The sequence below is a fragment of the Paraburkholderia sp. XV genome (assembly GCF_020177535.1).
Lineage (GTDB): Bacteria > Pseudomonadota > Gammaproteobacteria > Burkholderiales > Burkholderiaceae > Paraburkholderia > Paraburkholderia caribensis.
This window is the reverse complement of the sequence record NZ_JAGUUD010000020.1, coordinates 1-14,081: the sequence shown is the minus strand read 5'-3', so window position 1 is coordinate 14,081 and position 14,081 is coordinate 1. Positions and strand designations below refer to the sequence as shown.

Annotated in this window: 13 protein-coding genes; 10 read left to right on the top strand and 3 right to left on the bottom strand. The window is 64.6% G+C overall.

Features of this window, described 5'->3' with window-relative positions; translation table 11 throughout:
- Positions 1-49 precede the first annotated feature (49 nt).
- From KFO72_RS13060 to KFO72_RS13035, 6 genes are all read left to right on the top strand, one after another.
- Positions 50-952: an HpcH/HpaI aldolase/citrate lyase family protein gene (locus KFO72_RS13060; RefSeq protein WP_225032298.1), complete on the top strand. Its 903-nt coding sequence runs from the start codon at positions 50-52 to the stop codon at positions 950-952.
- A 48-nt stretch (positions 953-1,000) separates the two neighbouring features.
- Positions 1,001-2,206, top strand: coding sequence for a CaiB/BaiF CoA transferase family protein (locus KFO72_RS13055; RefSeq protein ID WP_054930128.1), 1,206 nt, complete (start codon positions 1,001-1,003; stop codon positions 2,204-2,206).
- A gap of 29 nt (positions 2,207-2,235) precedes the next feature.
- Positions 2,236-3,096, top strand: coding sequence for an amidohydrolase family protein (locus tag KFO72_RS13050; RefSeq protein ID WP_225032297.1), 861 nt, complete (start codon positions 2,236-2,238; stop codon positions 3,094-3,096).
- Positions 3,097-3,175: 79 nt separating this feature from the next.
- The gene (locus tag KFO72_RS13045) at positions 3,176-4,540 is read left to right on the top strand and encodes a short-chain fatty acid transporter (RefSeq protein WP_054930130.1); all 1,365 of its coding nucleotides are present in this window, start codon (positions 3,176-3,178) and stop codon (positions 4,538-4,540) included.
- 38 nt (positions 4,541-4,578) lie between these two features.
- Positions 4,579-5,934, top strand: a complete 1,356-nt coding sequence (locus tag KFO72_RS13040) for a 2-hydroxycarboxylate transporter family protein (protein WP_225032296.1) — start codon at positions 4,579-4,581, stop codon at positions 5,932-5,934.
- A 258-nt stretch (positions 5,935-6,192) separates the two neighbouring features.
- Positions 6,193-6,480 carry a PAAR domain-containing protein gene (locus tag KFO72_RS13035; RefSeq protein WP_054930131.1) on the top strand — a complete coding sequence of 96 codons (288 nt, stop codon included), beginning with the start codon at positions 6,193-6,195 and terminating at the stop codon, positions 6,478-6,480.
- A 12-nt stretch (positions 6,481-6,492) separates the two neighbouring features.
- Here the strand turns inward: KFO72_RS13035 and KFO72_RS13030 are convergent, their stop codons facing one another.
- Positions 6,493-7,260, bottom strand: a complete 768-nt coding sequence (locus KFO72_RS13030; protein ID WP_060600254.1) for an SGNH/GDSL hydrolase family protein — start codon at positions 7,258-7,260, stop codon at positions 6,493-6,495.
- A gap of 126 nt (positions 7,261-7,386) precedes the next feature.
- On the opposite strand from KFO72_RS13030, the gene KFO72_RS13025 reads away from it, so the two are divergent.
- Entirely contained in the window at positions 7,387-7,758 is a 372-nt protein-coding gene (locus tag KFO72_RS13025; protein ID WP_225032295.1) for a DUF2591 domain-containing protein, read from the top strand.
- Positions 7,759-7,803: 45 nt separating this feature from the next.
- Here KFO72_RS13025 and KFO72_RS13020 read toward each other — a convergent pair whose 3' ends face one another.
- Positions 7,804-8,076 (bottom strand): hypothetical protein, encoded by a 273-nt coding sequence (locus KFO72_RS13020; protein ID WP_054930134.1) that lies wholly within the window; start codon positions 8,074-8,076, stop codon positions 7,804-7,806.
- A gap of 173 nt (positions 8,077-8,249) precedes the next feature.
- Between KFO72_RS13020 and KFO72_RS13015 the strand changes: the two genes are divergently transcribed.
- Together KFO72_RS13015 and KFO72_RS13010 are read left to right on the top strand one after the other, a co-directional pair.
- Entirely contained in the window at positions 8,250-8,780 is a 531-nt protein-coding gene (locus tag KFO72_RS13015) for an MgtC/SapB family protein (protein ID WP_224101268.1), read from the top strand.
- A gap of 84 nt (positions 8,781-8,864) precedes the next feature.
- Complete coding sequence (locus tag KFO72_RS13010) at positions 8,865-10,499, top strand: acyl-CoA synthetase (protein ID WP_225032294.1); 1,635 nt, start codon at positions 8,865-8,867, stop codon at positions 10,497-10,499.
- A 26-nt stretch (positions 10,500-10,525) separates the two neighbouring features.
- Here the strand turns inward: KFO72_RS13010 and KFO72_RS13005 are convergent, their stop codons facing one another.
- Complete coding sequence (locus KFO72_RS13005; RefSeq protein WP_036004308.1) at positions 10,526-11,065, bottom strand: Lrp/AsnC family transcriptional regulator; 540 nt, start codon at positions 11,063-11,065, stop codon at positions 10,526-10,528.
- A 158-nt stretch (positions 11,066-11,223) separates the two neighbouring features.
- Here KFO72_RS13005 and mdeB point away from each other — a divergent pair, with 158 nt between their 5' ends.
- On the top strand, positions 11,224-13,947 hold the full coding sequence (gene mdeB, locus KFO72_RS13000) for an alpha-ketoglutarate dehydrogenase (RefSeq protein WP_225032293.1): 2,724 nt from the start codon (positions 11,224-11,226) through the stop codon (positions 13,945-13,947).
- Positions 13,948-14,081 lie beyond the last annotated feature (134 nt).

The window sequence follows — 14,081 nt, the reverse complement described above, 5'->3', positions numbered from 1 at the left end:
TGTCTCTCCGTAGACTGATTGCCAGCTACCAAGTAACTGGAACGCAGACATGAGAAGCAAGCTGTTCGTGCCGGCATCGCGCCCGGAGTTGTTCGCCAAGGCGCTCGCGAGCGCCGCCGATGCCCTCTCATTCGATCTCGAAGATGCCGTCGCACCAGAGCGCAAGCCGCAAGCGCGTCTCGCGCTGCGCGAGCTGTTGCGCGAGAGCGCGGTGCGCGAGCATCGCAAGGTGTTGATCGTGCGCGTCAACGCGCTCGACACGCCGTTCTTCGCCGCCGATCTCGATGCCGTCGTGCAGCCCGGCCTCGACTACCTGAATCTCCCGAAACCCGAAAGCGCGGCCGACGTGCGCGCCGCTGCCGCCGCGCTCGACCAGGCCGAACGGGCCAATGGCGTGAGCGTGCCCGTGCGCCTGCTGCTCAACATCGAATCGCCGAAAGCGTTGCGCCGCGCTGCGGAACTGGCCACCGCGCATCCCCGTGTTGCCGGCTTGCAGCTCGGGCTGGGCGATCTGTTCGAGCCGCTTGGCATCGCGCGTCGCGAGCAGGCGGCGATCCAGCAGGCGATGTTCACGCTGCGCATCGCAGCAGGGGAGGCGAACGTCTTCGCGTACGACTCGGCGTTCGCCAACATTAAGGACGAAGCGGGCTTCCGTGCCGAAGCGCAACTTGCGCACGCGATGGGCTTTCTCGGCAAAAGCTGCATCCACCCAAGCCAGATCGCGCTGGCCAACGACGTGTTCCGTCCGTCCGACGCCGAGATCGCGCATGCGGTGCGCGTCGTCGAAGCCGCACGCGATGCGCAGAGCAAAGGCATGGGCGCGTACGTCGTCGACGGCAGGATGATCGATCCGCCGTTCTTCGAGCGGGCGCGCGCGCTCGTGCAGCACGCCGCGCGTCTCGAACTGCTGACGGGCGAGCAGCGCGCCGTCGCCGCCAGCACAGCTTTGTAAAGCAACGCACGCTCGTTGCACACACATCGAATCGAGTCGGAGAAACACATGCAACAACCATCGCAATCCGTCGACGCACGACAGCCGGGACCGCTTGCCGGCTTGCGCGTGCTCGACCTGAGCGCCTATATCGCGGGACCGTACGGTTGCACGCTGCTCGCCGATCAGGGCGCCGAGGTCATCAAGATCGAGCCTCCCGCGGGCGACAACCTGCGCAAGTATCCGTCGACGCTCGAAGCCGAAAGCCGCGCCTTTCTCGGCGTGAATCGCGGCAAGCGCGGTCTGGTGCTGGACCTGAAACAGCCCGAAGCGCTCGACGTGATGATGCGCCTCGTGAAGACGGCCGATGTCCTCGTGCACAACTTCCGGCCCGGCGTGCCGGAGCGTCTCGGGATCGGTTACGAGCAGTTGCGCGAGGTCAATGCCCGGCTGATCTATTGCGCGGTGACAGGGTATGGCGAAACGGGCCCGAACCGCGACAAGGCGGGCTACGACCAGGTCCTGCAAACGATGACAGGCATCTGCGCGCTGCAAGGCCGCCACGGCGGGCCGCCCGAAATCGTCTATGGCTCGGTGGTCGACTACTATGCGGCGGCGCTGGTCGCGGCGGGCGTGTCGTCCGCGCTGTTCGATCGCGAGCGCAGCGGCGCGGGCCAGTACGTGGGCGTGTCGTTGCTGCGCAGCGCACTGGCGATGCAATCGGCCCGCATGATCTGGGCCGACGACGAACCGAAAGAAGTAGGCCGCGATATGCGCTCGGGCGGCATCACGGGCATCCATCCGACGCGCCAGGGTTATCTGTATCTGTCGGCAAACACGCCGCACTTCTGGCAGGCGTTGTGCGAGAAAACGGGTCTCAAGGATCTTGCGCAGAATGAGCGCTACGACACGGTGCGCAAGCGTGCATTGCATTGCGGCGAAATCGTCCCGAAGCTTCGCGCGGCTTTGCAGATTCGCACGGCGCTCGAATGGGAAGTGCATTTCGGCGACGCCGTGCCGTGCGCCGCGGCTCGCGGCATCGAAGACATGTTCGACCATCCCCAGGTGCTCGCCGAAGACATGGTGAGCGACTTCGAGTACCCAGGTGTGGGCCGGTATCGCGGCTTCAAGCATCCGATCCGCTTCGGCGCGACGCCGTTGCCCGAGCCGTTCGCGGCTCCCGCGTTCGGCGAGCATTCGGACGCAGTGCTGCGCGACGCGGGATGCTCCGAAGCGCAGATCGAAAGTCTGCGCGAGAAGCGCGCAGTGCTGTAGCGCGCAGCAACAAAACGGAGGAGACACGCATGGACGCACTTCGGCATATGCCAGCGGGCGCTTGCGATTCGCACATTCACATCTACAGCCGCGCGTTCCTCGCGCAGCGCGACGCGGCAGGTTTTGTCGACGCGGCGGATGTCGCCGCGTATCGGCAAGTGCAGGCGCGGATCGGCACGCAGCGCGTGGTAGTCGTGACGCCGCGCATCTACGGCACCGACAACGCGGTGACGCTCGATGCGATTCGCCAGTTCGGCGTTGCGAATGCGCGCGGCGTCGCCGTCGTGCGCCCCGACGTGACGGACGCCGAGCTTGAAGCGCTGCACGCGGGCGGGATTCGCGGCATCCGTTTCACGCTCTACACGCCGGCAAACGCCGTGGTCGGCTTCGACATGGTCGAGCCGCTGGCAGCGCGCGTGGCGGAGCTCGGCTGGCATGTGCAGCTGCATTGGACGGCCGCGCAAATCGTCGGGCACGAAGCGCTGCTCGCGCGCCTTCCGTCGGCGATCGTGTTCGATCATTGCGCGCGTCTTCCGTTGCCCGATGGCGCGGCGCACGCGGCGTTTCCTGTCGTGCGCCGTCTCGCCGACGCCGGGCGCGCGTGGATCAAGCTGTCGGGTCCGTACCTCGATTCGATCGAAGGACTCGACCGCCGCTACGCCGATGCAGCGCCGACCGCGCGCGCATGGATCTCGGCCGTGCCGCACAGGCTGGTGTGGGGCAGCGACTGGCCGCACGTGACGGAGGCGCACAAGCCCGACGATCCCTTGCTGCTCGATCTGCTCGGCGAATGGGCGAACGACGCGGCCACGCGCAATCGCATCCTCGTCGACAACGCTGCAACGCTGTACGGATTCGGCAACCGGGCGCCGTGCATTGAATCGCCCTGAAAAATAGCCCTGAAAAGACGACCCGCCGGCTACACCCGATCCAACGACGCGCGGGCACATTCCAAACCGGAGACACGTGATGAAATCCACCGTTGCGCCAACATCAGTGCGCAAGACCCGCTTCACCGAGGCGACGATCGGCCTGTTCGAGCGCACCATTCCGGATCCGTTCGTGCTCGCGATCCTGATCACGGCGATCGTCGCGGTGCTGTCGGCGATGTTCGCGCCGCATGCGTCGCTGGGCAAGCTGGTCGGCGGCTGGTACAAGGGCTTCTTCGACATTCTCACGTTCGCGTTTCAGATCACGCTGGTGCTCGTGACGGGGCACGCATTCGCTCACGCGCCCATCGTGCAACGCGTGTTCAAGTCACTCGTTTCCGTTGCCCGCACGCCCGTGCAGGCGGCGACGCTCACCTTCGTGCTCGTGGCCGTTGCGTCGTTCTGCAACTGGGGTTTGGGGCTGGTCGTCAGCGCGTTGCTGGCACGTGAAGTGGCAAAGCGCATGCGCGTCGACTTCGCGTGGATCGTCGCGGCGGGTTTCTCGGGATGGGTCGTGTGGGCAAGCGGCATTTCCAGTTCAATCGCGCTTGCGCAGTCGACGCCGGGCAGCGCGATGAACGTCGTGCAGAAGATCACAGGCGAGGTGCTGCCGTTCAGCGCGACGGTGTTCACGGGTTTCAATCTGGTGCCGACCATCGCGATGCTGCTGGCCATGCCGTTCGTTCTCGCATGGCTCAAGCCGCGCGACGAAGACGCCGTGCTGCTCGATACGCAGAAGCATCCCGATGCGGCGCCGCGCGAAAAGCCCACGGGCAAGCTAAGCTTTGCGCGCTGGATCGAATACTCGTGGCTCGGCTCGGCATTCATCGGCGCGACGGGCATTGCGCTGCTGGTGCTCGCGCAGTCGGAGCACATCGCTTTTTCCGGCGTCAACGCGGTGATTTTCGTGATGTTCATAGCGGGCGTGATCCTGCACGGCTATCCGCTGGCGTACGCCGATGCCGTCAAGAACGCTGCCCGGCAGACAGGTTCGATGATGCTGCAATACCCGCTGTACGGCGGGATCATGGGCATGATGGATGCGACCGGATTGCCGAACGTCATCTCCCATTTCTTCATCGCGATCTCCAACGCGCATACGCTGCCGTTCTGGAGCTACGTCTGCTCGCTGATCGTCACGTTCTTCATTCCGAGCGGCGGCGGCCACTGGGCAGTGCAAGGGCCGTTCGTCGTGCCCGCTGCCGTCGCGCTGCATGCGTCCGTCCCCGCGACGACGATGGCCGTCGCGATGGGCGAGCAGGTGTCGAACATGATGCAGCCGTTCTGGGCCGCGCCCGTCGTCGCGATGGCGGGTATCGGCGTGCAGCGCGTGCTCGGCTTTACCGTGATGACGTTTATCGTCGGCGCGCTCGTGTACGGCGCGGCATTGCTGCTGCTCGTATGAGCGGGGCGCACACCGAAACAATGAACGGAGACCATCCAGTGAAATCATCGACGCAAGCCGCGTTGAGCGCTTCTTCGAGCGGCAGGACGCAAGCGCCGCATGCCGTCGTCGAATGGTGGTGGCGGGTGTTCGACCTGCGCATCGGTTCGTTGCCGTTGCCCGTCTACGTGCTGATGCTGGGCGTGCTCGGCGCGATGGCGGCGAAAGGCAAGCTCGCAGCGGATCTGCCGACGGGCATCGCGCTCGTCGCGGTGGGCGGCTTCACGTGCGCCGAACTGGCGAAGCGCATTCCGTGGATTCGCCACATCGGCGCGACGTCGATTTTTGCGGCCTTCATTCCGTCGATGCTGGTGTACTACAAGCTGATGCCCGAGCCCGTCGTCAAGGCGGTGACGACCTTCACGAAGACTTCGAATTTTCTGTATCTGTTCATCGCGGCGATCATCGTCGGCAGTGTGCTCAGCATGGACCGTCAGATGCTGATCAAAGGCTTCGTGCGCATCTTCGTTCCCGTTGCGGCGGGCTCGCTTGCTGCGGCGCTGGTCGGCACCGCTGTGGGGACCGCGCTCGGGCTCGATGCGCGCCATGCGTTGTTCATGGTCGTCGTGCCGATCATGGCGGGCGGCGTCGGCGAGGGCGCGCTGCCGTTGTCGGCCGGCTACGCGCAGATTATGGGCGTCGAGCAGGGGCCGCTGTTCGCGCAGGTGCTGTCGGCGGTGATGCTCGGCAATATCGCGGCGATCTGTTGCGCCGGCCTGCTCAGCTACCTCGGCACGCGCCGGCCCGAATGGACGGGCAACGGACGGTTGACGAGGGCAGGTGACAGCGATGACGACATCGCGCAACGCCCCGCATCGTTCGAATTCGACGTCGGCTCCGTCGCGGCGGCGGGTTCGACGGCCATTGCGTTCTATCTGCTTGGCGTGCTCAGTCATCAACTGTTCGGCTGGCCCGCGCCCGTCGTGATGCTGGTGCTGGTCGTCGCGGCGCAGCTGTTTCAGCTCGTGTCGCCGCGCGTGCGAGGCGGCGCGCGCTTCATGTACGGCTTTTTCTCGACGGCCGTGACGTATCCGCTGATGTTCGCGATCAGCGTCGCGATGACGCCGTGGGGCGAGATCGTGACAGCGTTTCATTGGGTCACTATCGTCACCGCGGTTTCGACGGTGCTCACGCTGACTGTGACGGGCTTCTTCGTCGGCAGACTGGTCGGCATGTATCCCGTCGAAGCCGCTATCGTCAATGCAACGCATAGCGGTCTCGGCGGAACGGGGGACGTGGCGATTCTCACGGCAGCCAACCGGATGGAACTGATGCCGTTTGCGCAGATTGCGACGCGCATTGGCGGCGCGTTGACGGTGATGGCGGCGTTGGGGGTGTTCGCGTACTGGAAATGATCCCGTGTTTCGCGTTTAGCAAGCCGTCGGATTCAACACGATTCGACGGCTTTTTAGTTTTCTATTGTGGTCGTATTGAAGAGCAAGACGATGCCGAATGCTTAATGCATATAGCGTCCTGCCGTATGCTTTAAATCCATTCGATGGTGAATTCATTGGCTTTTTTGTAGAATCCGCACATTCATTTCAAATCGGGCGCGCCGTTCGCGTTATCTGCTTTCACGCTCGAGACACGCAGCTTCTAACAGACGCTCAATCATGAAACGCTATCTGATCCTGAACGGCGACAAGACGACGGTGAGCGGCACTGTGCAAGCCGTGTCGTCGACGATCCAACTCGAAGGCCGCGACGTCGCGCATGAAGGCGACAACGTGATCTGCCCCGCGTGCAACACCACGGGCAAAATCAGATGCGACGGCCCGCGCGAAGTGATGACGGCGCCCGATGGCCGTCATGCCGCGTTGAGCGACGACCTTTGCATCTGCAAATGCGAGCCGCCGCCCAAGCTGGTCGCCTCGCAGCAGACGTTTTCGGTAGGCGAGTGAAGCGTCGGCGGATCACTCCACCAGCTTCGCGACGATCGGCGCGACGACTGCGCGCTGCCGTTCGGCCTTGAGCCGATAGAGCGCATCCGTTGGATGCACACCGTCGATCAGCAGCGAACGCCAGTCGTGCATCGCGCCGATATACGCATACTGACGGATCAACGCGAGCCGGTAATGCTTCGCCATTTCATCGACGACAGCGACATAGCGCGGCACGATCCTTTTGTTCACGGAATAGTCGACCGGGTTCGGCTCTTCGAGCACGACGATTCGCCCCGCGCCTTGCGACTCTTCGATGAAGCGCATCAGATGAGCTCGAAACGCGGAAGGCGGCTCCTTGACGTGATTGTCGGCGTCGTTGAGCGCGAAGTTGACGATCACGATATGTGCCGGCGACGTCGCGGCCCATTGCGCGTACGGCTGGCTATAGCCGTTGATGCCTTTCTCGCGATCGACGAGCGTCGCGCCCGGCACGCCGTTGTTCTGCACGATCACACGCGGGCCGAAGCGGGCCTGCAACGCGGCCTGAAGCAGGGCGGGCGGGTTGTCCGGCGTTTGCCACGACTTGTTGAAACCGTCCGACGTCTGATAGCCGAACATCGTCGAATCGCCTTGCGCGTCGATGATGACCGGCCGGTCCGCCGTGGCCGCCGCGCGCGTCCGGCCAGCGGCCGCATCGGCCTGCAGCGCGGCAATGCCGAGCAGCACGGCTGCCAGCGCGTGCGAGCGCCTGGGCGATGGTTTTGCGCACGGACTTGCCTGTCGATAGTCGAACGTCATGGTGCCTCGCAATTGAGTTGGACGTCAGGCGCCGCGAGCCGGTCTTGCGGCGTCACAAAGCGCAACACGAACTTGATGCACAATCGATGCTGCGATCAGCACATACGATCTCCACGAGGAGCAGAGATGAGAGTTTCAGAGCTGGAAGGCGCGTTACTCGATTACTGGGTCGCCCGGGCGGACAATCTGCCGAAGCCGCGCGTCGACGACGGCTTCTGCTGGATCGAGGAGCCCGCCTGCGACGGCGATCCCGCCGGCGCGCTCGAAGCCGCGTTCGCGCCGTCCACGGACTGGGCGCAATGCGGCCCGATCATCGAACGGGCGAGAATCCATCTCGTGCCGGCCGCGGCGGGCGATCGCGCGTCATGGACAGGGTCGGTTCCCGCGGGTGCGAGCACCATCGAGCAGGTCGGCCAATCGGCGTTGATCGCCGCGATGCGCGCGTTCGTCGCGAGCCGTTTCGGCGACACGGTCGCGGACGAAGCCGGCACGCACTGAGCGTTGCCGTGCATCGCACCATCAGGCGAGCCCTGCATCATTTCATCAGATGCACTCGAACACCACTTCGACACTCTGAGTGCCTGCGCTGCGCACGCCGTTCGTGTGGATCTCGACGGTGTGCAATTCCTTGTTCTGTTCGCGGCAATACGCCTTTGCATGCTTGATCCCCGCGTTGCGGACGCTATTCCACGAAATCAGGCTGATGCGCCCGCGACTCGTGACCGAGAGATAGCCGTTCTGCTTTCTGTCCACGCCCGATACCGCGGTACACGCGGCAAGCACGCCAATTCCGGCGAGCAGAATGCACTTCTTCATAGTCCTCCCACGGTTGGCGCATTGTCGCGGGCGAGGACCGCAACAGGCAACTGAAAAAAACTGTAGTGGGGTTCAGTGTGCCCGTCCCGCTATCCGGCGACACTCGACGACATTACATTATGCTTTCCCGCGAGGGCATAGCACGAGCGTTGTCGTGCCGAGAGGAGGAGGTCATGGGCGGATGGTGGCATGAAGTCTGGTTGACGATGGCCCGGGAGTTCTCGGATCTGAACGACGTCAAGGCGATCACGCAGGTGGTGATGCGGCTTGGACTCGCGCTGCTGCTGGGTGGCGCGCTGGGCTTCGAGCGCGAAATGGCGGGGCGCGACGCGGGCCTGCGCACGCACATGCTGGTCGCCACGGGTTCGGCGCTGTTCGTGCTCGTGCCGTTGCAGGCGGGGTTTTCGCAGGACAACATGAGCCGCGTGTTGCAGGGCCTGGTATCGGGCATCGGCTTTCTCGGCGCGGGCGCCATCATCAAGCTCAGTGCGCAGCGGGAAGTGCGCGGACTGACGACAGCCGCGAGTCTCTGGCTCGCGGCGGGCGTCGGCGTCGCAGCGGGGCTCGGGCGCGAAGCGACCGCCATTCTCAGCACGGTGATCGCGCTCGCCATCCTCGGCGGCGTGCGGATGATCAAGCCGCTCGTGCCGCCTTACACGCACGACGTGCCTGCACAAGACGAGCCGTCGAAGCGCGTCGAGTGAGGCGCGTACGCGCCGCAGGCCTGGCTTGCGGAGTAGCATGGGCGGGCGCGTACCGGCGCATGCCCACTACTCAGGAGACACCGGATGCTTCCCGCCGCTGACACCTACGACGGCCTCGTCGCCGCGTTCGAATGGCGCATTCCGCCGCAGTACAACATCGGCATCGATGCATGCGACAAATGGGCCGACGGCAGCGGCCGTCTTGCGTTGATCTGCGAGACGCGCGACGGGCAAGCAACGCGCTACAGCTTCGACCAGCTCACGTCGCTGTCCGACCGCTTCGCCAATGCTCTGCGCCGCAGCGGCGTGAAGAAGGGCGACCGTGTCGGCATCTTTCTCGCGCAATCGGTGGAGACGGCGCTTGCGCATCTCGCCGTCTACAAGTGCGGTGCGATCGCGGTGCCGCTCTTCGCGCTGTTCGGTCCCGACGCGCTGCAATACCGTCTGTCCGATAGCGGCGCCGTCGCGCTCGTGACGGACCTGGGCGGTGCGCAGAAAATCGCCTCGGTGCGTGCGAGCCTGCCCGAATTGCGTTCGATCTTCTGCGTCGACACCGACCACGCGGATACCGCTTTGCAGGTCGAATCGTTCTGGTCGGCGCTCGACGAATCGCCCGCTGCTTTCGACGCGGAACCGACGGCCGCCGACGACCCCGCCGTCATCATCTACACGTCCGGCACGACGGGCAAGCCGAAGGGCGCGTTGCACGCACATCGCGTGCTGCTCGGCCATCTGCCCGGCGTGGAGATGCCGCAAGCGTTTTTCCCGAACGACGCGCGCCTGATGTGGACGCCCGCCGACTGGGCGTGGATCGGCGGGCTGTTCGATGTGCTGCTGCCGTCGTGGCATCACGGCGTGGCCGTGCTGGCGCGGCGCTTCGAGAAGTTCGACGGCGAGGCCGCGTTCGATCTGATGCAGCGTCATGCCGTCACGCATGCGTTCCTGCCGCCGACGGCGCTCAAGATGATGCGCGCCGTCGAATATCCCGAGCGTTGGAAACTCTCGCTGCGCGCGGTGGCGAGCGGCGGCGAATCGCTCGGCGCGGAGCTGATCGAATGGGGACGGCGCGCGCTCGGCGTGACGATCAACGAGTTCTACGGGCAGACCGAATGCAATGTGGTCGTGTCATCATGCGCGACTCTGTTCGACCCGTGTTTCGGGTCGATCGGCAAGGTGGTGCCGGGCCATCGTGTAGCCATCGTCGACGACGCCGGGCACACCGTGCCGCGGGGCGAGCCCGGCAACATCGCGATTCATGCGCCGGACCCGGTGATGTTCCTCGGCTACTGGCGCAACGAGTCCGCCACGCGCGACAAGTTTCGCGGCGACTGGCTGCTGACGGGCGACATGGGACTGATGGATGCGGACGGCTTCATCCGCTTCGTTGGCCGCGATGACGACGTGATCACGAGCGCCGGTTACCGGATCGGACCCGCGCCGATCGAAGACTGTCTGCTGCGTCATCCGGCCGTGCGCATGGCGGCCGTGGTCGGCGCGCCCGACGCGCAGCGCACGGAGATCGTCACCGCGTTCGTGGTGCTGAACCCCGGCTATCAGGCGAGCGACGCACTCGTGCAGACGCTGCAGCTGCACGTGAAAACGCATCTCGCCGCGCACGAGTATCCGCGCGCGATCCATTTCGTCGACGCGTTGCCGATGACGGCGACAGGCAAGGTCATCCGGCGCGAACTGCGCGAGCGCGTGACGCCGCCACGCTAGTCAATGCGGCGCGCGGGTGGTCGAGATCACGCCCACTCGCGCGGCGTGTCATCTTCCGTGGGCAGCGTCAGGCCTGCGACAGGCAGCGGCAACGCCGTCTTGTAGCGCACCTGCTTGAGCGCGAAGCTCGAACGGATGTTCGACACGCCGGGAATCTTGGTCAGCCACTGCACGATGAACCGTTCCAGGCTCTGCATGTCGGGCACGACGACGCGCAGCAGATAGTCGGCGTCGCCCGTCATCAGATAGCACTCCATCACCTCGGGGCGTTCGCCGACTTCCTGTTCGAAGCGGCGCAGGGCATCTTCGACCTGCTTTTCGAGGCTCACCTGAATGAACACGTTGATGCGCAGCCCGAGCGCCCCGGCGTCGAGCAGCGTCACCTGTTGACGGAACAGCCCGAGCTTTTCGAGCGCGCGCACGCGGTTGAAGCAGGGCGTCGGCGACAGATTGACGGCGCGCGCCAGCTCCGCGTTGGTAATGCGGGCGTTCTGCTGCAACTGCTGCAGGATCGCGATGTCGATGCGGTCCAGCCGCCGCGCGGCCGGTCTTGCTTCTGAGCTCATGGTGTAAACATTCCACGTAAGGCCGATTTACCGGAATAAATACACTATCTGAAAGCGCTGGCGCAAGCAAAAGAGACGCACATTTTGCGGATACATGGGTAAGCTGATTACACGTTTCCGAGTCGTTTTCACGCCACGTTTTCAGCCGGAGTTGTGCCATGACGGACTTATCGAGCGGTGCCCGCCCCGTTCTTGCCCTCACTCAAGCTCGCATCGACAGCGATCCGCAGGAGACGGCCGAATGGCTGGCTGCGCTCGATGGCGTCGTCCAGCACGTCGGCCTCGAACGCGCGCAATATCTGTTCGACCGGCTGGCCGCGCATGCGCTGGGCAATGGCGTCGCGACGGCGCGCGCGAACGTCACGCCGTACGCGAACACGATTTCCGTCGATCAGCAGCCGCCATATCCGGGCGATCTCGACACCGAGGAAAAGCTCGCCGCTGCGTTGCGCTGGAACGCGCTCGCGATGGTGGTGCGGGCCAATCGCGCGTATGGCGAACTGGGCGGGCATATCGCGAGCTACGCGTCGGCGGCCGATCTGTTCGAAGTGGGCTTCAATCATTTCTTCCGCGCCGCGAGTCAAAGCCCGGGCGGGCATGGCGGCGATCTCGTCTATTTCCAGCCGCATTCGTCGCCGGGTGTGTATGCGCGTGCCTTTCTCGAAGGCTTTCTCGACGAGACGCATCTCGAACACTACCGCCGCGAGATCGCGGGGCCGGGGCTGTGTTCGTATCCGCATCCGTGGCTGATGCCGGACTTCTGGCAGTTCCCGACGGGCTCGATGGGCATCGGTCCCATCAACTCGATTTACCAGGCGCGCTTCATGCGCTACCTGCAAAACCGCGGCCTGCAGAAGACGGAAGGCCGCAAGGTGTGGGGCTTCTTCGGCGACGGCGAGATGGACGAGCCGGAATCGATCGGCGCCTTGTCGCTGGCGGCGCGCGAAGGGCTCGACAACCTCGTGTTCGTGATCAACTGCAATCTGCAGCGGCTCGACGGTCCGGTGCGCAGCAACGGCCGCATCATCGACGAACTCGAAGCGCAGTTCACGGGTGCGGGTTGGAACGTCATCAAGGTGGTATGGGGCTCGGACTGGGATGGCCTGTTTGCGCGCGACCGCACGGGCGCCTTGTTGCGCGCGTTCGCGCACACGGTGGACGGCCAGTTCCAGACCTTCTCGGCCAACGACGGCGCCTACAACCGCGAGCGCTTCTTCGGGCAGAACCCGGAGCTGGCCGCGCTCGCCGCGCATCTGAGCAACGACGATATCGACCGCTTGCGGCGCGGCGGCCACGACGTGCGCAAGCTGCACGCTGCGTATGACCGCGCGTTGAAGCACAGCGGTCAGCCCACCGTGATACTCGCGAAGACGATGAAGGGCTTCGGCATGGGCGCGATCGGCCAGGGGCGCATGACGACGCACCAGCAGAAGAAGCTCGACGTCGAACAGTTGAAGGCGTTCCGCGACCGCTTTCGTCTGCCGTTGTCCGATAGCGACGTCGAGCAGCTCAAGTTCTACAAGCCAGCGGAAAACAGCCCGGAAATGCAGTACCTGCATGCACGCCGGGCTGCCTTGGGAGGCTATCTGCCCAGAAGGCGGAAAGCGGCATCGCAGACACCGACCGTGCCTGCGCTGTTTTCCTGGGGGCAATTCGCGCTGGACGCGAACGGCAAGGAGATGTCGACGACGATGGCGATCGTGCGGATGCTCGGCAGTCTGTTGAAGGATGCGTCGCTCGGGCCCCGCGTCGTGCCCGTGGTCGCCGACGAGGCGCGCACCTTCGGCATGGCGAACCTGTTCCGCCAGGTCGGCATCTATTCGCCGCTCGGCCAGTTGTACGAGCCGGAGGACATGGGCTCGATGCTCTACTACCGCGAGGACACGGGCGGGCAGATTCTCGAAGAGGGGATTTCGGAGGCGGGCGCGGTGTCGTCGTGGATCGCGGCGGCGACATCGTACAGCGTGCACGATCTGCCGATGCTGCCGTTCTATATCTACTACTCGATGTTCGGCTTTCAGCGCATCGGCGATCTGATCTGGGCGGCCGCCGATCAGCGCGCGCGGGGTTTCCTGATCGGCGCGACGGCGGGCAAGACGACGCTTGGCGGCGAAGGCTTGCAGCATCAGGACGGCACGAGCCATCTTGCGGCATCGACGGTGCCGAACTGCCGGGCGTACGACCCAGCGTTTGCGTATGAAGTGGCGATGATCGTCGACGAAGGCATGCAGGAGATGATCGGGCGGCAGCGCGACGTGTTCTATTACCTGACGGTCACGAACGAGAACTACGCGCAGCCTTCATTGCCTGCGGATTCTGTTGATCGCGTGCGCGAAGGTGTTTTGAAGGGCATGTATGCGCTTGATGTTGCTTCGCTGGAGACCGCGCAGGTCCAGTTGCTGGGCTCGGGCGCGATACTCGGCGAAGTGCAGGCGGCTGCGCGCATGTTGAAGGACGACTGGAATATCGACGCTGCCGTGTGGAGCGTGACGAGTTTCACCGAGTTGCATCGCAATGGCGTCGCGTCGGAGCGGGCCGAGCGTCTGTTCGGCGATCACGGAACGGCGACGCCGTATGTGACGTCTGCGCTGGCCGCATCGCGCGGTCCGGTGATTGCCGCAACCGATTACGTGCGGGCCGTGCCCGAGCTGATTCGCGCTTTTGTGTCGCGTCGTTATGTGACGCTGGGGACGGATGGGTTTGGGCGCAGCGATACGCGTGCGGCGCTGCGGGCTTTCTTCGAGGTGGATCGTGCGTCGATTGTGATTGCGGCGTTGAAGGCACTTGTCGAGGAGGGCGCGGTTGCGCGCGGTGTGGTTGAGGAGGCGCTGGCGCGGTATGGCTGTCATCGTGATGGCAGGGCGGCGCCTTGGGAAAGGTGATGGTTTTGGTTTTTTCGCTGGCATCCGCGGTGCGTTAGCTCACTTCAAGCGTCGCTGTTCGGGGTTTTGGTTTTTTCTTCGCTGGCATCCGCGATTCGTTAGCGTGCTTCAGGCGTCGCCCCTGTGCGGGGCGG

What these genes read in the sequence shown, in the direction of transcription:
- KFO72_RS13020 (WP_054930134.1), bottom strand. Translation starts at nt 8,076, where the DNA reads ATGAAGAAGTGCATTCTGCTCGCCGGAATTGGCGTGCTTGCCGCGTGT.
- KFO72_RS13050 (WP_225032297.1), top strand. Translation starts at nt 2,236, where the DNA reads ATGGACGCACTTCGGCATATGCCAGCGGGCGCTTGCGATTCGCACATT.
- KFO72_RS13015 (WP_224101268.1), top strand. Translation starts at nt 8,250, where the DNA reads ATGGGCGGATGGTGGCATGAAGTCTGGTTGACGATGGCCCGGGAGTTC.
- KFO72_RS13060 (WP_225032298.1), top strand. Translation starts at nt 50, where the DNA reads ATGAGAAGCAAGCTGTTCGTGCCGGCATCGCGCCCGGAGTTGTTCGCC.
- KFO72_RS13045 (WP_054930130.1), top strand. Translation starts at nt 3,176, where the DNA reads ATGAAATCCACCGTTGCGCCAACATCAGTGCGCAAGACCCGCTTCACC.
- KFO72_RS13035 (WP_054930131.1), top strand. Translation starts at nt 6,193, where the DNA reads ATGAAACGCTATCTGATCCTGAACGGCGACAAGACGACGGTGAGCGGC.
- KFO72_RS13030 (WP_060600254.1), bottom strand. Translation starts at nt 7,260, where the DNA reads ATGACGTTCGACTATCGACAGGCAAGTCCGTGCGCAAAACCATCGCCC.
- KFO72_RS13055 (WP_054930128.1), top strand. Translation starts at nt 1,001, where the DNA reads ATGCAACAACCATCGCAATCCGTCGACGCACGACAGCCGGGACCGCTT.
- KFO72_RS13025 (WP_225032295.1), top strand. Translation starts at nt 7,387, where the DNA reads ATGAGAGTTTCAGAGCTGGAAGGCGCGTTACTCGATTACTGGGTCGCC.
- mdeB (WP_225032293.1), top strand. Translation starts at nt 11,224, where the DNA reads ATGACGGACTTATCGAGCGGTGCCCGCCCCGTTCTTGCCCTCACTCAA.
- KFO72_RS13010 (WP_225032294.1), top strand. Translation starts at nt 8,865, where the DNA reads ATGCTTCCCGCCGCTGACACCTACGACGGCCTCGTCGCCGCGTTCGAA.
- KFO72_RS13005 (WP_036004308.1), bottom strand. Translation starts at nt 11,065, where the DNA reads ATGAGCTCAGAAGCAAGACCGGCCGCGCGGCGGCTGGACCGCATCGAC.